Annotated in this window: 16 protein-coding genes; 11 read left to right on the top strand and 5 right to left on the bottom strand. The window is 47.4% G+C overall.

Going from position 1 to position 19,544, the window contains the following annotated elements; all coding sequences use genetic code 11:
- Nucleotides 1-100 precede the first annotated feature (100 nt).
- From ftsH4 to E5S67_RS18425, 3 genes are all read right to left on the bottom strand, one after another.
- The gene (gene ftsH4, locus E5S67_RS18435; RefSeq protein WP_172189669.1) at nucleotides 101-1,969 is read right to left on the bottom strand and encodes an ATP-dependent zinc metalloprotease FtsH; all 1,869 of its coding nucleotides are present in this window, start codon (nucleotides 1,967-1,969) and stop codon (nucleotides 101-103) included.
- Between the two features lie 264 nt (nucleotides 1,970-2,233).
- Nucleotides 2,234-2,707, bottom strand: a complete 474-nt coding sequence (locus tag E5S67_RS18430; protein ID WP_172189673.1) for a TspO/MBR family protein — start codon at nucleotides 2,705-2,707, stop codon at nucleotides 2,234-2,236.
- Between the two features lie 112 nt (nucleotides 2,708-2,819).
- Nucleotides 2,820-3,665 carry a M48 family metalloprotease gene (locus E5S67_RS18425; RefSeq protein WP_172189667.1) on the bottom strand — a complete coding sequence of 282 codons (846 nt, stop codon included), beginning with the start codon at nucleotides 3,663-3,665 and terminating at the stop codon, nucleotides 2,820-2,822.
- 228 nt (nucleotides 3,666-3,893) lie between these two features.
- Here E5S67_RS18425 and E5S67_RS18420 point away from each other — a divergent pair, with 228 nt between their 5' ends.
- The 3 genes from E5S67_RS18420 to E5S67_RS18410 all read left to right on the top strand — a co-directional run bounded on the left by E5S67_RS18420 (nucleotide 3,894) and on the right by E5S67_RS18410 (nucleotide 7,648).
- A complete protein-coding gene (locus E5S67_RS18420) occupies nucleotides 3,894-4,985 on the top strand; it encodes an RNA-guided endonuclease TnpB family protein (protein ID WP_172189665.1) in 1,092 nt (363 codons plus the stop codon).
- Nucleotides 4,986-5,304: 319 nt separating this feature from the next.
- On the top strand, nucleotides 5,305-6,900 hold the full coding sequence (locus tag E5S67_RS18415) for a sensor histidine kinase (RefSeq protein WP_216670557.1): 1,596 nt from the start codon (nucleotides 5,305-5,307) through the stop codon (nucleotides 6,898-6,900).
- A gap of 181 nt (nucleotides 6,901-7,081) precedes the next feature.
- A complete protein-coding gene (locus E5S67_RS18410) occupies nucleotides 7,082-7,648 on the top strand; it encodes a hypothetical protein (RefSeq protein ID WP_172189661.1) in 567 nt (188 codons plus the stop codon).
- A gap of 384 nt (nucleotides 7,649-8,032) precedes the next feature.
- Here E5S67_RS18410 and E5S67_RS18405 read toward each other — a convergent pair whose 3' ends face one another.
- Nucleotides 8,033-9,229, bottom strand: a complete 1,197-nt coding sequence (locus tag E5S67_RS18405) for a GNAT family N-acetyltransferase (protein ID WP_172189659.1) — start codon at nucleotides 9,227-9,229, stop codon at nucleotides 8,033-8,035.
- Nucleotides 9,230-9,407: 178 nt separating this feature from the next.
- A complete protein-coding gene (locus tag E5S67_RS18400; protein WP_172189657.1) occupies nucleotides 9,408-10,244 on the bottom strand; it encodes a RibD family protein in 837 nt (278 codons plus the stop codon).
- Nucleotides 10,245-10,302: 58 nt separating this feature from the next.
- Here E5S67_RS18400 and E5S67_RS32540 point away from each other — a divergent pair, with 58 nt between their 5' ends.
- The 8 genes from E5S67_RS32540 (at nucleotide 10,303) to E5S67_RS18365 (ending at nucleotide 19,381) form a co-directional block, all read left to right on the top strand.
- On the top strand, nucleotides 10,303-10,485 hold the full coding sequence (locus tag E5S67_RS32540) for a hypothetical protein (protein WP_216670554.1): 183 nt from the start codon (nucleotides 10,303-10,305) through the stop codon (nucleotides 10,483-10,485).
- Nucleotides 10,486-10,531: 46 nt separating this feature from the next.
- Nucleotides 10,532-10,912: a photosystem I reaction center subunit IV gene (locus tag E5S67_RS18395; RefSeq protein ID WP_172189655.1), complete on the top strand. Its 381-nt coding sequence runs from the start codon at nucleotides 10,532-10,534 to the stop codon at nucleotides 10,910-10,912.
- 2 nt (nucleotides 10,913-10,914) lie between these two features.
- Nucleotides 10,915-11,847 carry a DNA-formamidopyrimidine glycosylase gene (locus E5S67_RS18390; protein WP_172189653.1) on the top strand — a complete coding sequence of 311 codons (933 nt, stop codon included), beginning with the start codon at nucleotides 10,915-10,917 and terminating at the stop codon, nucleotides 11,845-11,847.
- 294 nt (nucleotides 11,848-12,141) lie between these two features.
- Nucleotides 12,142-12,357, top strand: a complete 216-nt coding sequence (gene ndhO, locus E5S67_RS18385; protein WP_172189651.1) for an NAD(P)H-quinone oxidoreductase subunit O — start codon at nucleotides 12,142-12,144, stop codon at nucleotides 12,355-12,357.
- Nucleotides 12,358-12,466: 109 nt separating this feature from the next.
- On the top strand, nucleotides 12,467-13,420 hold the full coding sequence (gene mdh / locus E5S67_RS18380) for a malate dehydrogenase (protein WP_172189649.1): 954 nt from the start codon (nucleotides 12,467-12,469) through the stop codon (nucleotides 13,418-13,420).
- Nucleotides 13,421-13,430: 10 nt separating this feature from the next.
- Nucleotides 13,431-13,607: a hypothetical protein gene (locus E5S67_RS18375; protein WP_172189647.1), complete on the top strand. Its 177-nt coding sequence runs from the start codon at nucleotides 13,431-13,433 to the stop codon at nucleotides 13,605-13,607.
- 35 nt (nucleotides 13,608-13,642) lie between these two features.
- Entirely contained in the window at nucleotides 13,643-13,891 is a 249-nt protein-coding gene (locus E5S67_RS18370; RefSeq protein ID WP_216670553.1) for an ATP-binding protein, read from the top strand.
- 930 nt (nucleotides 13,892-14,821) lie between these two features.
- The gene (locus tag E5S67_RS18365; RefSeq protein ID WP_172189643.1) at nucleotides 14,822-19,381 is read left to right on the top strand and encodes a PAS domain S-box protein; all 4,560 of its coding nucleotides are present in this window, start codon (nucleotides 14,822-14,824) and stop codon (nucleotides 19,379-19,381) included.
- Nucleotides 19,382-19,544: the final 163 nt, after the last annotated feature.

The following is a 19,544-nucleotide window of genomic DNA, read 5'->3' as shown; positions in this document are numbered from 1 at the left end:
CTTGTAAGAATTCGGCTGCCTATCTTTTTTTACCACAAGTGGGTTAAATCTTTACGCTCTCAGGGTTTGGGGCGGGTTGTCACCCCCCCAGCTATTAAACTCAAGCCGCAACCTTATCTAAAGGCCGCACTTGACCGAGGAATTCGCGAAGTGCGTCACCTTCCACCACCTCAGTTTCCAACAGTTTCTGCGTAATTGTTTCCAACAATTCCCGATTTGCTTTCAGAATATCCACAGCTTGCTGATGTGCAGTTTCGACAATTTCCTTCACTTCTTGGTCGATCGCCTCAGCAGTCTGAGCACTTACCGCACGGCGGGCATTTCCCATACCGTCATTGAGGAACATTGCTTGTTGACCTCGATCGTAAGCTAGAGGCCCCAAAACCTTACTCATCCCGTAAGTTGTCACCATCCGTTCAGCTAAATCAGTCGCCCTTTGCAAGTCGTTGGAAGCGCCAGTAGTAATGCTACCAAACACGACTTCCTCAGCCGATCGCCCTCCAAGCAGTGTAGCAATTTGACCGCGCAACTCCGATTCATCTAACAAGAAACGGTCTTCTGTCGGTACTTGCAACGTGTAACCCAATGCAGCCATACCGCGCGGGACGATCGAGATTTTTGACACTTCGCCGCCGCCCGTCATCGCAGCACCCACCATCGCGTGCCCGACTTCGTGGTAAGCCACAATCTTTTTCTCTTTTTCGTTGAGCACCCGGCTTTTCTTTTCCAAGCCAGCGACAACGCGCTCAAACGCCTCATAAAAGTCTTCCTGAGCTACAGTTAGGCGCTTGTTGCGAGCAGCTAGCAAGGCAGCTTCATTGACCAAATTTGCCAAATCTGCGCCCGAAAAACCGGGGGTGCGAGTGGCGACCGCCTTCAAGTCAATATCCGGGCCCAACTTCACTTTTTGAGAGTGAATGTTCAAAATTGCTTCGCGGCCGGATAAATCCGGGCGATCGACTAAAACTTGGCGATCGAAACGACCGGGGCGCAACAAAGCAGCATCCAAACTTTCCGGGCGGTTAGTTGCAGCGAGCACAATTACCGTAGTATTGCCGGCAGCAAAACCGTCCATTTCAGTTAATAGTTGATTGAGAGTTTGTTCGCGTTCATCATTGCCACCGAAGCTAGCGTTACTGCTGCGGGATTTGCCGATCGCGTCCAATTCATCAATGAAAATAATACAAGGAGCCTGTTTCTTAGCCTGCTCGAATAAATCTCTAACTCTTGCAGAACCAACACCTACAAACAGTTCCACAAACTCCGAACCGGAGATGCTAAAAAACGGTACGCCAGCTTCACCAGCCACTGCTTTAGCTAACAGCGTTTTGCCCGTTCCCGGAGGCCCGACTAACAGCACGCCTTTCGGAATTCTCGCGCCAATTGCCGTAAAGCGATCGGGAGTTTTCAGGAACTCAACAACTTCGACTAATTCAGTTTTAGCCTCTTCTACTCCAGCCACATCAGCAAAAGTAATTTTCGCCGATTCGCCTTCTACATAGACCTTAGCTTTGCTTTTGCCGATCGACAGCGCACCCTGAGGCCCGCCACCCTGCCTGTTCGCGAAAAATTGAAAAATCGCCACAAAAATCAGCGGGGGAACCACCCAGCTTAAAACACTGCCGATCCAGCCATTTTTGGAAGGGGGAGTTGCCGCAAATTCAACGCCTTTTTCTTGTAAAAGTTTAGGCAGATCCAGGTCAAAAATCGGGGTAGTTGACAGCACTTGACCGGGTTTTTCGCCTTCGCCTTTGAGCTGGTAGCGAATTTCATTTTGACCTACCGAAGCTCGCGCCACATCTTGTTCTTGAACCTGATGGACGAACAAGCTGTAAGGCACTTGCGGAATTTGCGGCCCGAACAAATTCGGCAAAAAGATATTGGCCAGCAGAAACAGACTTGAGAGCAATAACAAAATATTGCTAATTTGCCGAAAACGAGGTGGTTGGGGCTGGTCTTTAATTGCCATTGATAACCGTCATCCTTTAATTTAAACCTGTTTTATTCATTTATTTTCTCACCCAATACGCACACACTGTCAAGCGGATTCCCTCACTCGATGGGTGGGTTAACCAGCCAATGTTGCTTTGAGCCAATTCAAAGCTAACAATGATCGGATGGTTATATTCGGCGCACCTTGCCTCGATCTAAGGTGAGCATTGCGCACCGAATTACCTTGGTGTAAGGTACGAAATACTCACCGAATATTTATGAAGCAATCCACACCAAATATTTATGCAGCTTCTGGGTTTAACTGAATCATTTCCCAAGTAGTATAAGTGCCGATCGCACCCCAAATCGCGTAAGGCAAAAGTAACAAAGCCGCGGTTTGAGAAATCGGTAAAACAGCCAACGTCAGCACAACTCCCAAAATCTCGCCAGCCCCTCCCAAAATTGTCCCTACTTTGAGACTTTTGGCTCTGAGAGTAGCAGGAATATAAGCAACTGTGACAATTTCTAAAAGCAAGTACAAAGCCATCAGCAGCCAAGTTTTGAGACTACCGGGTTCCTGTTCCCAGACGAAAGTAGCGCTCCCTGCCCCGCAAGCAAAAATCACTGTCCAAATGAAGGGAATAGCAGGCTCAAAAAACATCCAATCCGGTCTTTGAAGTTTGACTGCCCAGTTAATATCGCGCAGTTTAAAAAATAGAGTGCCGAAGGCGACTGAGAAAGTCACGCCGCCGATAATCATCCAAGATTCAATCATGGTTTTCAACTTTCCAATTGCTCGATCGCTCATTAAGTCGATCGTGCCAACTTCAAGCCGAACTTAGATCCGCCTTTAGTAATAACTTTTGTAAAGCCCGATGCAATTATCGTTAACCGCCCGACACATTCTTAGCAAACTCATCGCGTCCAGACACCAAATTAGCTGGAACGCCGTTAGGGTAATTTTGCGCGATTAAAGCTTGCAACTTTTGAACTCGGTTTTCAGGATTCGGGTGAGAACTCAAAAACTCCGGCGGCGCTTCGCCCTTCCTAGCCGCACCGAGAATTTGCATCACCTCAACAATACCTCTAGGATCGTAACCCGCCTCGGTCATAAACCGAAAACCGAGCCGATCGCTCTCAAGTTCATCCGATCTACCGTACCGCAAACCGACAACTTGATTGACAGCTTGAGCAATTAATGCTGCCTGCTGGCCGCCCCCGCGATCGTCGCTAGTAGCCACCCCAACCGCCGTTACCAAAGACCTGCCGAACTGCTGTTTTGCCAAGTGTTCCGCAGCGTGGCGCCCTACAACGTGACCGCTTTCGTGTCCCAGTACAGCAGCCAACTGAGCCTCGGAATTCAGCCGCCGCAGCAGCCCCGCAGTAATAAAAACTTGTCCCCCCGGTAGAGCAAAAGCATTGACTGTTTCGGGGTCTCGCAGCAGGTGAAATTCAAACGGATAACCCGCTTGTTTCGCCGCCGAACCGTTGACAACTCGTTCTCCTACTCGATCGACATACTGCTGAATACTCTGGCTGGGATAAAGCCCCCCGTACTTGGAACCCATTTGATCTCGCGCCTGCAATCCCAAAACTATCTCTTGGCGGGGAGAAAGCTGCACCCGCTGTCTCTCTCCTGTTACCGGATTTTGTACGTCGTTTGTAAAATAGGTAATTGCCCCAAAAAATGCCATTAACAGCCCGATCGCGGCTCGAAATAAAAATTTATTCACAGGCTTTTACCTAAAAAGTTTCGCGCTTATAATACTATGGTGACAGCTCTCTTGACATCTGTCTGAAGTACCAAGAATGGAAAGTTGTTATAATTTTTTTGGATGATTGGCGAACAAGGCTTTTTTTAAACGAACCGCGAAGGCGCGAAGGACACGAAAGAAGAGCTTGACTAAAGCGCCAAATAGTTTGCTGAAATTCTCCATAGTTGATTATTGAGAGGAAGTTTTGTGTTTGCTATTAAACGAGCGCTCAAACTAAATAACAGAGAAGCGACTTTGATGGCAAAACACGCAGGATTCCGGCGGGTAGTGTTTAACATGGGGTTGAGCTTGCGGACTCAAATGTATAGCGAGGGACAATTCACAGACTCAAAGGTACTTAACGAAGTCAAAAAAGTTCTCACCAACTACGTCAAGAAACAGCCTGAATTCGCTTGGATGAATCAATTATCTAGTCGAGTTTATCAAAATGCTTTGATTGACTTGAAAGATGCTTTTAGTAGATATCGCTCTGGAAAGGCAGGTTATCCAAAATTTGCTAGCCGCCGAAACCGTCAATCTTTTACAGTCGATTCGTCTAACGGCAAAGTTTTACTAACTGCTGGCAACACCATTAAGATTCCTACCTTGGGGACTTTTCGACTCTACGAAGCCCTAGAATGCGGTTATGTGTGTCAAACTTTTACGATTTCCAAAGGAGGAAGTCGTTGGTTTGTTTCCTTTGGCGTTGATGCCGAACGTTTGCCAGTTCAACAACCTGAGAATTCTGTAGGGATTGATGTAGGCATTAAATATGTGGCCACACTGTCAACTCAGCAGGTCTTTGATGCACCAAAACCGTTAAAACAAGCGAAAACCAAGCTTGCTACATTACAACGCAAAGCATCAAAACAGGTAAGAGGCTCCCAAAATCAGCGCAAAACCTACAATAAAATCAGCCGACTCCACGCGCGGATAGCTCGTATTCGCTTAGATTTCCTTCACAAGCTAACAACATATTTAGCTACAACTTTCAAGTTAATCAAGATTGAAAATTTGAACGTTCAGGGCATGATGGCGAATCATAAGTTAGCTGGGGCAATATCCGATCTGGGTTTTTACGAGTTCAACCGCCAACTCGATTATAAGTGCAAAATGTATGGGGCAAATTTAGTGCTGGTAGACCAATGGTTTCCCAGCACTAAAACTTGTTCTAATTGTGGCACTAAAAAAGATATGCCACTATGCGTTCGGACTTTTGATTGTCCTGCTTGTGGCATATCTTTAGATCGGGACTGGAACGCAAGTCTAAATATTTTAAATTGGGAACCCTCGGCTTGAGGGGGATAGCCTACTTATCTTGGGATTAGCCGTCTACCCAACAGCGTAGGAAGTGAACACGGATTGTATCTAAAAATGGCTTTAGATAAGTTCGAGTAAGTTTTACAAAGCAGAAGAAGGTTATAGTTATTAAATTGGTTAAACTGAGAGGTTGCACCATTGTCAGCAACAGGCTTTCCGGCCTGTTCCACAAAGAATAGATTTTCTTGTGGAACAGGTCGGAAAGCCTGTTCAGGAAAGGCTAATTGAGAATGGTGCAACATATGAGTTAAATCAGTTGAATCGATTACACAATCAGTTGCCGAACTTCCTTCGCAATATGTTCCAAGCTACCCGCCGCCGCCTCGCTATTTGGTACACTGCCGTTACTGCTGTATTGTTACTTGTGTTCGCCACTGGTTTCTATTTTTACGTCCGCCATACTTTGATCGATCGCATTGATGACACCCTCAATCATGTTGTCGAAGTAATAGAGCGAACTCTTGTTATCGAACCGCTAAGTTTCCCTACTACCAAATATAAAAATAAGTTACAAGTTAATATTCAAGCGAGTTTTCGAGATAGCACCGATGCTGTAGAAGACGACCACATTGATTTAGAATGGTTCAGTCCTACGGGCGAATTGCTGTGGTCTACATTATCGGAACCGCTGAATATTCCCATTCACGCTAATCGCACCGGCGAAACAGTTTGGATAATTAATAATAAGTTGCAGTTTGAGGGTACAAATCAGGCAGAAGAAAGTTTGGCAACGGGCAATGTACGGGATGTCACGGATTTAATGGATAGAGGGAAGAGCGATTTAACCGCAGAGGCGCAAAGGGGAGAAACAAGAGATTTTGATGGCGGTTTGAATGCAGGTTCGCAAGAAAATCTAAATTTAGGTAGTGAAAAGTCTATTGCACAAAATACAAATCGCGTTTCTACCAAACCAATTAGCATTCGGACAACTCAAAACTATTCCCTCAGACAAGTAACGCAGCGAGTACAAATCGGCCGCCAAGTTCTGGGATATTTGCGAGTCAGCCATCCTTGGTTTGAAGTGACAAAACCCATCCGCCAATTAATTCTCGATTTGATTTTGGGCGCGAGTTTAACGCTAATTTGCGTGGCGGCTATTGGCTGGCTGCTGTCGGGATTGGCGATGGCGCCGATACGAAAGTCTTACGGGCGTCTCAAACAGTTTACGGCTGACGCTTCTCACGAACTCAGAAATCCGATCGCCACTATTCAAACTAACGTCCAAGTAGCTTTGGCGGAACCGGATATCGAACCGCAGCAGTACCAACAGCTACAAGTTATCGAACGCCTCACCCGCCGTTTGGGGCGCTTGGTTGACGATTTGCTATTTTTAGCCAGACAAGATAGCGGCATCGTCCAGCAGCAGTGGATTGAGGTTCCCCTCGATGCTTTGCTGATGGAGGTAATTGAAGAACAACAGGCGATCGCCACTACCCAAAATCTCTCTCTTTCTTTGGAAATTGTCGATCTCCCCAACGCTGAGGACAACTTTACACTCTTGGGCGACTGGGATCAACTAGCCCGACTTTTTACCAATATCGTCAGCAACGCCGTGCAGTACACGCCCTCTGGCGGTAAAATTCAAGTAGAATTGCAGCTTGCAGCTAAAAACAAAAGAAATTCGCCGATGTTAAATCCAGCGCTGCAAATAAAAGTAACAGACACCGGCATCGGAATTGCCGCAGAAGCCCTGCCGCATTTATTCGATCGATTCTACCGCGCAGATCCCGCCCGCACCCACCGCAGCGCCGCCGGTTCCGGTTTAGGATTAGCCATCGCCAAAGCAATTGTCGAAAATCACCGCGGTCAAATCCGCATTGACAGCCAAGTCGATCGAGGTACCGCCGTTACCGTCACCCTCCCCGCCCACAAATCAGAAGCATCTCGCCTCTAAACTTGCTTTCTTCCCCTCTTCCTCAGCGCCCTCAGCGCCCTCAGCGGTTAATAAAAAAATCTACCCCTCAAGGCTGGTTCTTCTTACCTCTGGCCCAAACCCTGCTCTTAAAATTCATTTCCGCCATAGATTAACATGAACTTTGTTGGAAAACCTCGATCGAACTCGTGAGGAGTTATTTATGTTTCGCCACAATCTACCGTTCAAAAAAATCAGCTTGCTAGCAGCCACCTGCGGGGGTTTACTCGTTAGTCTCGCAACACTTTCCCAGGCCGGCGGCCCCCCGCCGCAACAAGGAAAACCCGTTTCCCAGCCCGCAGACACTCCCGCAGCAACTGAAGAACCCGTCAGCCAACCAACTCCGGCTGCGAGCCCGAGCCCCAGTGGGATGCCCTCTACACCCACAAACACGCCTTCCCGCTTCCCGCTGCCCAGTGCGCGAGTTACCCCTGCCGAAGGCATGATAGTAATTAAACTGGTGAATACCACCAATGCTGTCATCAATTATCAAATCGTAGGCGTCACCCCGCCGCGCACTCTGGGCGAACAATCGGAAATTTTGCTGAAAACCATCCAAGTGCCAATCACCCTCACTTACCAGCGCCCAGACGGCGGATTGCTGTTGGTTCGCCCCCAAGCAACCGCGATGCCGGGAATGTTGCAAGTCAGTTTCGGCGCGACAACTGAGTTGGCCGCTGATACAAAATCCCTGGAAATTCAGGAAGATGGCAAGGTAATTTTGAATTAGTGATTAGTTATTAGTTATTAGTTAGCTGCTCTTAATAACCAATAACCAATAACTAATACCTAATTTGACTTATTTCTTAGTCCGCGCAGGCGGACTTTGTTTTTGTAGACGCGATTTCAAGATCCGAATTAACCATCTACAACAGGGCTATTGAGGACACCGCACCCTGCCGTTTTCCTACTCAAAAACGTCGTAGCAGCTTGCGGGTATCGCCTGCCATCGCCCTCGCTCAAATGTAACCATCCCGCTAATTGTAGGGAAACGGCACGGCGCCGTGTCTTGATTTTGGATAACAGGTAAAATCAACCGGATTGGATGATGAAATTACCCGATCGCGAGTGCGATCGGATATAACTGAGACGAAAGTTTGACTCTTAAGCAATTTCAATCGCCGAGTAACAACGGAGGTAACTTAGTAAAAGGTAAATCCTCGTTGACTGCATCAATTTCTTCCTGTTCTCTTTCGTTGATTTGACCGATATAAGACTTGAGAATTTGCGCCAGACGGTTGTTATAAAATCGGTGCAAACTATAATTTGGCGTAGCTGGAAAGCCGCGCCGTTTTTTGTGCCGCCCGCCGGCACCGGGATCGAAGCTTTGGATGCCCCTATCGATCGCCCATTCGATCGGCGTATAGTAACAAGCATCGAAGTGCAAGCAGTCGATTTCCTGCAAACTGCCCCAATAACGCCCGTAAAGTCGATCGCCCTTATACAAACAAAAAGACATACCCACCGGGTGTCTGTCATCTTCCTTGTCGTAGGCGGCTACAAATAAAACTCGATCGCGATAATTGTGGTGCAACTGTTCAAAAAATCGCTTAGTCAGATACTTGCTTCCCCACCAACCAAATTTGTCGCAAGTATTCTCATAAAAAGCATACATTTGAGCGAACATGGCTTGGGGAATTTCATCGCCTGTCAGCGTTTTTACCAACAAACCAGCTTGGTCAACTGCTTTGCGTTCGCGTTTGATATTGCGGCGCTGGTTGGCATTAAATGCGCCTAAATAATTGTCAAAATTTTGATAGCCTTGATTTTGCCAAATATAGCTGTGGTGCAGCCAACTGCTGAAACCGTGGCGTTCCATTCTTTCGCGCCATTCGGGATCGACGTACAGGAAATTGCAACCGGAGATATTGTGGCGATCGCAAAAATGGTCGATCGCGCTTACCATTACTCCGGTTAACTCGTCTTCATCTTCTCCCTCGGCAATCAAAAACCGATAGCCTTCAGCCGGAGTAAACGGCGTCATTCCCATCAATTTGGGATAATATTTAACGCCCAAACGTTGAGCTAAATCGGCCCACTGATTATCGAATACAAATTCGCCGTAACTGTGACTTTTGACATAAAGTGGCGCGCAAGCAATCAACTCTTTGTCTCGCCAGACTGTTAAGTGATGCGGCAGCCAACCGGTTTTACCTGTCGCACTGCCGGAGACTTCGAGATTGTTCAGCCAATCCCATTCGAGAAATGGAGTTTTTAGCGGCATCGCCAGGGCATCCCACGACGCTTGCGGGATTTCGCCTATTTTGCTAATCCAGGCTACAGAATATTGAGGTTTTGGCTGTTGCAGCATAGGGAGATTTGAGCGTAGAGCGATCGAACTTCATTTAAGTTAATATAATTTCCCCTGTTCGACATTTGTTAGCAGGCTCTTCCTGGTAACGCACCTCCAGAGGAAAAGCCTTGATTTTCCTTGCGCTTGCGAGGATCTTCCTCTAGACATGGGTTCCCAGGCACAGCCGGCGAACCACTTAAATGCGCGAGGATCGATCGACCCGATAATGCAAAAATACCTCTTGTCCCACCTGTTTAACCGCCAAAAGCTCCAATTTCGGAGCTAAATCCGCCAAAAAACCCTCTCCCTCCACAGGTGTCGGTGCATCCGCCCCACCCAAAATTAACGGGCACACCGTCAGCCAAAGTTCCTCTACCAAGCCTGCAGCCAGCACAGAGGCTACCAGTTTTCCCCCGCCCAGAATCGCCAAGCGTTTGATATCGAAGTTTGCTAGCTGTTGAAACGCATCAATCCAATCAATCTCTCCACCTGCGGTTTTCGCATAGATAATTCGATCGAATTGAGATGTTGCGCCATTCTCAATAAGCCTTTTACGAACAGGCAAGATGCCTGTGAAGCGAGAAAATTCATCTCTTGTGGAACGGGCATCTTGCCCGCTCTTGAGAATGGTGCCAGATGTGCGATCGAACTTACTTTCTTTCGTCGGGTACGGAGACGGCAATGGCGTTTCCCTACTGTCTTGCCCCGTCAGCAGCCAGCGAGGTACCGGTTGCTGGAAAAATCGCAAGTTTGGGTCAAATTCGGACGATCGCGAACACACAATTTGCACCGGTTGTGGCGGCTTCCCTTGCAGTTCCCTGTGTTTGAGCAATTCCGGCGAAATCACTCTCATCGTCGTCCCATAAGCCTGTAAAGTGCCGTTGCCGAACAAAACCGCGTCACTTGCTGCTACTTGCTGTTCGAGGTGGGCTTTGTCGTTGGCAGAACCGAATCTCGCGGGCGATCGTACTGCATCGGCAATTTTACCGTCGGCACTGATCGCGAGTATTACTGTTGCGTGAAGTCCAGTCATTACTTATCAGAATTTCGCAGAACATTTAACTGTAGCAATTCACTACTATTTGTAAAGTTTGTTTTCAACTCGATCGCACTGGTTTTATTTGACGGATAATGTCAGTTTATTTATTTTGCAACCCCAGCGATCGCCCTACCAAAGTATTTACTTTTCTTTACAAACAGTAGGCAAAAAAACGGCGCGGGAGGTAAAAATTCCCTTGCAGACTTTAAATGCGTCGCGCGATCGACTAAAGTAAAAAAAATGGCTTGATCCGTTTATTCATCGCAAAGGAAAAAAAGCTCATGGTTCAACGCGGTTCTACAGTCCGGATTCTCCGCAAAGAATCCTTCTGGTATCAAGAAGTGGGCACCGTTGCTACGGTAGACCAAAGTGGCATTAAATACCCAGTTATCGTTCGCTTTAACACCGTAAATTATGCAGGCGTCAACACCAACAACTTCGCCCAAAGCGAATTAGTAGAAGTGTCAGCACCCAAAGCCAAAGCGAAAACAGGGACTCCAGTAGCTTCCGGCGGCAAGCAAACCACGGTAGACGAGAAAACCCGGAAAACCGGCAGCGGAGGAGCCCCCCAGCAGCCGAAAACTTCGACGGACAGCAAACCGGGCGCCGAAGTGACCGGCAGCGTCGAAGGTTCGCCAAATCAAGGAACAGAACAACGCTAATTGTGCCAGAACTGCCAGAAGTTGAAACTATTTGCCGGGGTTTGAATCAAGCAACCCTCGATCGAGAAATGTTGGGCGGGGACGTGTTGTTAAACAGCACTATCGCCCGATCCATCTCTGCGACCGATTTTTTGACACAACTCAAAGGAAAGTCGATCGCCCGCTGGTACAGACGCGGCAAATATTTACTGGCAGAACTATCTCAATTCCCAGAAGGAGAAAGAGAGAAAGGGAAAGGGGGAGAATTTAGGGATCAAACTCCAAGTTCTTCCCCTCTTCCTTCTTCCTTGCTCCTTCCTTCAAAAGCCGGCTGGTTGGGCGTTCACTTGCGAATGACAGGACAACTGCTGTGGGTGAACCAATCCGAACCCCTGCAAAAACACGCGCGAGTGCGACTGTTTTTTGAAGGAAACCAAGAATTGCGCTTTGTAGACCAGCGCACCTTCGGGCAAATGTGGTACGTGCCTGCAGAAACCGAGGTTTCCAGCACTGTCATCGGTCTGAAACTTTTAGGGCCCGAACCGTTTTCAGACGAGTTTACAACAGAATATTTGGCCCGCAAGCTGCACAGGCGGGCGCGACCAATAAAAACAGCTTTGCTAGACCAGTCACTGATAGCTGGTTTGGGCAATATTTACGCAGACGAAACTTTGTTTTTGTCGGGAGTGATGCCCACAACTCTGTGCGCGGATTTGACCGCAGAGCAAATAGGGCGCATCCATACAGCTATTATTCAAGTTTTACAGAAGGCGATCGCCTCCGGTGGCACCACTTTTAGCAATTTTCTCAACGTCCAAGGTGTCAACGGCAACTACGGCGGCGTCGCTTGGGTGTACAATCGCGCCGGTCAACCCTGCCGCACTTGCTCCACAACCATCGAACGTATAAAATTAGCAGGGCGATCGACTCATTTTTGCCCCGCCTGTCAGCAATAAGCAGAAGGAAGTTCGGCAACGGATTCTGTAACGGATGTAACGGATGTCAGGAAGAAGGAAGAAGGCGGAAGAGGAAAGAAGGAAGAAGGAAGAACTGATATCTTGTACCATTGTCAATAAGGCTCTCAGGGGCGGGCGGGACACCCAGCCCAGAAGAATATTGAACTATTGTGGAACAGACCCGAAAGGGCTGTTAAGCGAGAATGGTGCCAGGGGTCAGAAGAAAGAAGAAGTCCTTTCCAGGCAAATCTAGATTAAAATTTGTATAGTTTTTTAAACTAAACAAAGCAAGTTATGGCAATCAAGAAAGGCAGTATAGTTCGCGCTGTACGCGAAAAATTGGAAAACACTCTAGAAGCAAAAGCTAGCGACCAGCGCTTTTCCTCGTATATATTTGAAACAAAGGGCGAAGTGATGGATGTTCGCGGCGACTATGCCTTCGTCAAATTTGGCAAAGTTCCCACCCCGAATATTTGGCTGCGGGTAGACCAACTCGAAGATTTTAAGTAACTCACCAAAACTAAACATCACTGTTCTTAATGTAGCGAAGGGTGCACACCGCGCACCTTTCCCCAATTAAGCTGATTGCTAAAATCTAAAATCTAAAATCTAAAATCCAATGAATTCTCCATCAAACCGCGTATCAATTATTGGTGCAGGCAAAGTCGGCAGTACGTTAGCCCAGCGAATTGCTGAGAAAAATCTGGCAGATGTAGTATTGCTAGATATCGTGGAGGGTTGGCCGCAGGGCGTTGCTTTGGATTTGATGGAAGCCAGGGGAGTGGAACGCCACGATCGCCAAATTGTGGGTACAAATGATTATACAGATACGGCAAACTCAAATATCATAGTAATTGCCGCCGGAGTGCCGCGCAAACCCGGTATCAATCGGGAAGATTTAATTAAAATCAATGCTCGAATTGTCACCGAAGCCTCAAAACAGGCGATCGAGCATTCTCCCGAAGCAATCTTAATCGTTATCACCAATCCCCTAGATATCATGACTTATTTAGCTTGGGAAGCTGCCGATGTGCCAAAACACCGAGTCATGGGTATGGGGGGAGTTCTCGACTCCGCCCGCTTTCAAACTTTTATAGGCATGGAATTGGGCGTTTCAAATGCTGAAATCAATGCAACTGTCATCGGTTCTCACGGCGATTTAATGGTTCCTTTGCCCCGCTATTCCACTGTCAACGGTATTCCGATCAATCAACTTATGGATGCTGGGGCGATCGATCGACTGGTACAGCGGACTCGCCACGGCGGCGAAGAAATTGTCGGATTGATGAAGATTAGTAGTGCTTATTTTGCACCCGCATCTTCTGCCTGTTTGATGGTAGAATCTATTTTATTTAATCAGTCGCGACTCTTGCCTTGCTCAGTTTATTTACACGGCGAATACGGCGTGCAAGATATATTTTTAGGACTTCCCTGCCGCTTGGGATATCAGGGAGTCGAACAAGTAGTCGAACTCGAACTCAGCGATACCGAAAGAGCAGCCTTTATCGAGTCGGGCAAATTGGTTGCCCAAAATATTGAGGAAGCCAGGGCGATGCTGAAAACTGCTTCTTAAGTTTGTAGCAGTGCGGCGATCGCAGCAGCCGATCGCTCGCGGCTTCAATATAATAATTGATACTGAGTATGACAGTGCGATCGCTCTGTCGGAAATTGCCTTAAAGGATTTAAACCGCGCTTTTATAAATATCATTGACCGTGCTTGTTTTGCTGTATTTCAAAAGCAGAAAAACGGGCAGCAATGAACCGATCTATAAACAGAAAATTTACTATCAAAAAATTGGTAAAAACGCAAAAAGTAGCAAAAGCAGTTGAACTTTGTCTTCGCCACAATGCCATCAGAGCTTCTCTAGAACTTAAAGCAAAAATTTGCCATCTTTTATTTACAACTAAACCAACAGCAGAAGCAGTCAGTTTTGGCTTATCTCTCACTCGCGATATTATTGTCGAACAACAGGGTAGCACTTTAAAAGTAGAAAGCGAAATGCGAGTTTGTACGGAATTTGTCATTACTTTGCCCAAACTTTAATCCTCGCGATCGCCATTTCTATTGATGAAGCTTGAAATACCTTTACTTTAGTCAAAAATGTGATAGCCTAAACATTGGTATTATCTAAAATTTTTACTCAAAAAATGCAAAAATCGGGCAAAAAAAAGTGTACGCGCGAGCGAAGCTATCCCGAACGCGCGTGCGGGTTCGTTGCGCTAGGGAATCGCCCTTGAGTTGAGCCAATTTAACCCTAGCCTGCAACTACCTCAACTGTTTTACCGAAAACTAACCTCTGATTCGGTGAATTTTAATAAGTTTAAAAAATCCAACCCTCGCATAAAACAATGAAAATGCAAGGAAAAATATCTTAAATTTCGGCTTGCCCTAAAGGCTATATAAAATTTAATTGAGGACAGCTAAATTGAGAATTACTGAAAACTCTAGAAAAGGCGATCGCCTAAATTTAAACAAATTTTAATAGAGGCGATCCCAACAAGATATTCGCTCACCAAACCAAGGAAACCATAGATCGAGTTTGCGGTAATAATAAAAAGGTGACACTTGCAAGCGAAGGCGATCGAAAAAAATGTCAAAATTAGTCAGGACGCTCCTTCCGATCCCGCCATAAAACCAGGTTTCTCGTTTCCACTTTCGGAGCTTCCCTGACTTAATTAGCTTAACAAACCGGGTTTATGCTTAAGTCTTGTTAGTATAATTCTCAATTATTGAAAATTTATGGCGTACCAAATCACCGCCCGCTTTCCCAGTAAATATACGCACTTAAGCTGCTCGATCCGCCTCCAAATTCATAAAAACTACGGAAATGTACCGTAAGTAGCTGGTAATTGCTAGCAGAAGCAGGAGAATTTTTCCTTTGCCCTTTTGATTTACCAGGCTCAACTTGCAGAGCGCTATTGCGATGCCATCAACCTCAATACCAAACCGCAAAATAACTAAAGAAATAGCATTATGTTTAATCAACACCTGTATCAAGAAGTAACCAACCTGCGCCAGAAACTAGCTCACCTAGAAAGACAAACGCAATCTCAAACCTGGTTCAAAAAGCTGCAAGCGCTGATGGGAGTGATTGGCAAAATTCGCGAATCCCTAGACTTAGAAACAATATTCAAAACCACAGCCACCGAAGTCCGGCAACTCCTAAATGCCGATCGAGTCGTCGTCTACCGTTTCCTCCCCGAATCGGAATGGAACGAAGGCGAAGTAGTCTCCGAAGACGTACTTCCCGAATACAGCCCATCCTTGGGCGCAAAAGTCCACGATCGCTGCTTCGGCGAACAATTTGCAGCAAAGTACCAAAAAGGGTACGTTCAAGCTGTCAGCGACATCTATAAAGCCCGGTTGCTCCCTTGTCACCTCAACATCCTCAAACGATTTCAAATCCGAGCCAACTTAGTCGTACCGCTGCTGCAAGGGCAACATTTGTGGGGGTTGCTGTGCATTCACCAGTGCGGTCAACCCCGCGAGTGGCAAGAAGACGAAATCGAATTTGCCAGACAAGTAGGCGACCATTTAGCAGTTGCAATCTACCAAGCCGAACTGCACTTGCAAACCCAGAGGCAAATAGCAGAAATCGAATCCGCGCAGCAGAAACTCCGCGACAGCGAGGAAAAATATCACCAAATTCTCGATTCGATCGGCGATATGGTATTAGTCAAAGGCCCCCAATCAAAAATCGTCTGGGCTAATAAAGCATTTCGCGATTATTACGGCATGACTGAAGAGGAACTTCAAGACATCGTAGACGCACCTTTCGCCGATCCCGACAATACTCTCCAGTACATTAAAGATGACGCCTTCGTATTTGACACTGGACGCACTCTGCAAATTTCCGAAGAACCGGTGACGCGGCACGACGGAGAAGTGCGACTGTTCAGCACCATCAAAACACCCATCTGTAATGAACACGGCCAAGTTGTAATGACTGTCGGCGTCTCCCGCGACATGACGGAACGCCAAAAAGCAGAAGAAGCCGTCAAAGCCAGCGAAAGCAAATACCGCAGCCTGGTAGAAACCTCCCAAGACATGATTTGGTCGGTCGATGCGATCGGGCGCTACACCTTCGTCAACCCAGCAGTTAAGTACATCTACGGTTACGAACCAGAAGAAATGCTCGGTAGGCCGTTCTCCGACTTTGTGACACCAGAACAAAGCCGGAAAGATTTAGAAGTTTTCGCCCGCCTGTTTGCCGGAGAATCTATTTTCCAGTACGAAACCACCCAAATCGCCAAAGACGGCAGCATGAAACATTTGATGTTCAACGCGATCGCCCTGTACGACGAGACGGGAAACTTCCTCGGCACCACCGGTACAGCCACCGACATTACCGATCGCAAGCGCGCAGAAGCCGCATTGCAACACGCCAACGCCGAACTAGAGCGCAGAGTAGAAGAACGCACGGCAGAACTGCGCCAGACTTTTGCCGCCCTCAGTGTCAGCGAAACCAGGTTTCGGACGATCGCTGCCACCATCCCGGGAGCAGTGTTTCAATTTTGCAGCAGCCAGGGAGTGTGGAGAGTTGACTACATGAGCGATCGCATCGAAGATATCAGCGGCGTCACTGTAGCAGAAATGATGCAAGACTTAAATACATTCATTTCTCGCGTCCACCCCGAAGACGTGGAAAGCTACATCACCTCCGTCAAAGAAGCCGTAGAAAATCTCTTTCCCTGGCACTACGAAGGGCGGTTAGTCAAGCCAGACGGCGAAATTCGCTGGTGGCAGGGCGACTCCATGCCCACCCGCAGCGAGAACGGCGAAATCGTATTTTGCGGCGTATTGTTCGACATTACCGATCGCAAAGTTGCCGAAACCGCCATCCGCAACAGCCAGCGGCAGCTACAAGAAGCCCAGAGACTCGCCCACGTCGGCAATTGGGAACTCGATGCAACAATGGGAACTGTCACTTGGTCAGAGGAACTCTTCCGCATCTTCGGACTCGAACCGGCCACCTTTGCCCCCAACCTAGCCGAACAGGTCGCTCTGATCCCTCCAGAAGATGTGGAATTGTGGCAGACTCATGTAGAGCGGGCACTCGCAGCGGGCATCCCCTTTGATTTTGACTACCGCCTTTACCGTCCCGACGGTACGCTGCGACACGTGAACGTCCTGGGCAAAGCCGAAACCGATGCCAGTGGCAAAGTGGTAAAACTGTTCGGCACGGCGATGGACATTACCGATCGCAAAGCCGCCGAAGCAGCGCTGCGGCAAGCAGCAGCCGAGTTGGAAGACAGAGTGAGCGATCGCACGGCCGAACTTTCCCAAGCAGTCACCCAGTTAGAACAAGAAATTGGCGATCGCAAACTTGCAGAAGCAGCGCTGCAAGTTTCCGAGCAAAACCTGCGAACCATATTTAACAATGTCTACGATGCTATCTTGATTCACGATTTAGAAGGCAACATTCTCGATGTCAATAATCGAATGTTAGAAATGTACGGAGTGAGCCAGGAACAAGCAAAAAAATTATCAATTAAAAACGACTATTCAAGCGGCGACAATCCCATTGAACAAATAGGAGAACTTTGGGAAAGAGTATTAGCCGGCGAAACGCCGCGCGTGGAATGGAAAGCGAAGCGTCCCAACGACGGTTCAACTTTTGATGCAGAAGTTGCCCTGTCCAGAATTCATCTCAACGGCAATCTCAGCGTCATTGCCAACGTCCGAGATATTAGCGATCGCAAACAGACAGAAGCAGAACTGCAACACGCTCAACAGTTTATGGAATCTGTTCTCAAAACCATACCGGTAGGAGTGCTTGTCAAGGATGCCCAAGAACTGCGATTTGTACTGTGGAACCCGGCCGCCGAAGAGTTGCTCGGTTTCAGTGCAGCAGAAGTTATCGGCAAAAATGATTACGACTGTTTTCCAAAAGAACAAGCTGATTTTTTCACCGCCAAAGACCGGGAAGTGCTCAACAGCGGGCAAATTGTAGACATCGCCGAAGAAGAGATTGAAACGGGCCAAGGAGAATCGCGGATATTTCACACCAAGAAAACAGCAATACTCGACGCTGATGGCAAACCGCAATATCTATTAGCTGTCACCGAAGACATTACGGATCGCAAGCTAGCAGAAAGTGCCTTGAGGCGATCGTCCGCCCAACTCAAGCAGCAGGCAGATCGAGAAAAATTGCTCAATATTCTCACTGCTCAAATCCGCAATTCCCTGGACTTCGACAGCATCGTTACAGTCGCAGTTAAGGAAATTCGCGCTTTCATGCAGATCGATCGTTGCAACTTTAGCTGGTATCGCTGCGACGGAGACGCACCTTACTGGGAGACAATAAAAGAATCTCGCCTACCCGAACTTCCCGATTTAACAGGTCGCTATTCAGCTTCCGACTTCGGTTCTCTTGGAGAAGAAATCTTGCAGGTGGAAATGCTGCGGGTCGATGATGTCGAAACAGTAGCAGATCCTCTTTGGAAAAAAACCATTCGATCGCTTGGCTACCAATCTGTATTAATCATCCCCATGCAGGCACTTTCCGGGGTAATGAGTGCAGTTAGCTGTTTCTCTTGCTGTTCTGTGCGGCCTTGGAGCGACAGCGAAGTAGAATTGCTGCAAGCGGTTACAGTTCAATTGGCGATCGCCCTCAACCAAGCCGATCTTTACGCCCAAACTCGCAATAAAGCTCTTGAATTAGAGCAAACCTTGCAGCAATTAACCAGCGCTCAATCGCAGTTAATTCAACATGAAAAAATGTCATCTCTGGGTCAACTTGTGGCAGGAGTCGCCCACGAAATCAACAATCCAGTTAACTTTATTTACGGCAATCTCACCCACGCCAACGACTATACTCAAGACTTGCTGCACGTGATCGAACTTTACCAAAACCACTATCCCGATCCAGTCCCGGAAATTCAAGAGGAAGTAGAAGCTATTGAACTCGATTTTCTGATGGATGACTTGCCGAAACTGCTTTCCTCGATGAAAGTCGGTGCAGACAGAATTCAGCAAATCGTTGCATCTCTGCGCACGTTCTCCCGCATGGACGAAGCAGAAATGAAAGCAGTCAACATTCACGAAGGCATAGATAGCACCCTGATGATTTTGCAGCACCGGTTCAAAGCAAAACACAATCATCCAGAAATTGAGGTGATTAAAGAATACGGCAAATTACCGTTAGTAGAGTGTTATGCAGGACAGCTAAATCAAGTATTTATGAATATCTTGAGCAATGCTTTGGATGCTTTGGAAGAACGGGATCTGCGGCGTTCTGCTGAGGAAATGCGGGAACAGCCCAGCAACATCCGCATCCGCACTGAAATATCGCCAGCGGGCAAGGTAATCATTCGGATTGCTGACAACGGGCCGGGAATACCGGAGACTGTGGGCAGTCGGCTTTTTGACCCGTTTTTTACCACTAAACCTGTGGGTAAAGGCACTGGGATGGGCTTGTCAATTAGCTATCAAATTGTTACAGACAGACACAACGGGTCGCTGAAATGCACTTCTTCGCCGGGACAGGGTACAGAATTGGCGATCGAGATTCCGCTCAAAGCTAATTGTTAATGGGGAATGGGGAATTGAGAATTGAGAATTGAGAATTGGGAATTGCGAAAGCGTTACGGTGCGTCAGTTTGGTAATTCTCAATTATCACCGAAAATCTAATTCTGATGCACCATTTATTCCCTAGTGCGTCAGTTTTGAGATTCTGAGTTTGTAGCAAACATC

Origin of the sequence: Microcoleus asticus IPMA8, from assembly GCF_013179805.1 — a bacterium.
Classification (GTDB): domain Bacteria; phylum Cyanobacteriota; class Cyanobacteriia; order Cyanobacteriales; family Microcoleaceae; genus Microcoleus; species Microcoleus asticus.
This window is presented reverse-complemented; position numbering and strand designations above follow the sequence as displayed.

Bases quoted from the DNA above. Each gene is read 5' to 3' on its own strand.
- E5S67_RS18430 (WP_172189673.1), bottom strand. From the start codon at position 2,707: ATGATTGAATCTTGGATGATTATCGGCGGCGTGACTTTCTCAGTCGCC.
- mdh (WP_172189649.1), top strand. From the start codon at position 12,467: ATGAATTCTCCATCAAACCGCGTATCAATTATTGGTGCAGGCAAAGTC.
- E5S67_RS18405 (WP_172189659.1), bottom strand. From the start codon at position 9,229: ATGCTGCAACAGCCAAAACCTCAATATTCTGTAGCCTGGATTAGCAAA.
- ftsH4 (WP_172189669.1), bottom strand. From the start codon at position 1,969: ATGGCAATTAAAGACCAGCCCCAACCACCTCGTTTTCGGCAAATTAGC.
- E5S67_RS18395 (WP_172189655.1), top strand. From the start codon at position 10,532: ATGGTTCAACGCGGTTCTACAGTCCGGATTCTCCGCAAAGAATCCTTC.
- E5S67_RS18400 (WP_172189657.1), bottom strand. From the start codon at position 10,244: ATGACTGGACTTCACGCAACAGTAATACTCGCGATCAGTGCCGACGGT.
- E5S67_RS18415 (WP_216670557.1), top strand. From the start codon at position 5,305: ATGTTCCAAGCTACCCGCCGCCGCCTCGCTATTTGGTACACTGCCGTT.
- E5S67_RS18410 (WP_172189661.1), top strand. From the start codon at position 7,082: ATGTTTCGCCACAATCTACCGTTCAAAAAAATCAGCTTGCTAGCAGCC.
- E5S67_RS18365 (WP_172189643.1), top strand. From the start codon at position 14,822: ATGTTTAATCAACACCTGTATCAAGAAGTAACCAACCTGCGCCAGAAA.
- ndhO (WP_172189651.1), top strand. From the start codon at position 12,142: ATGGCAATCAAGAAAGGCAGTATAGTTCGCGCTGTACGCGAAAAATTG.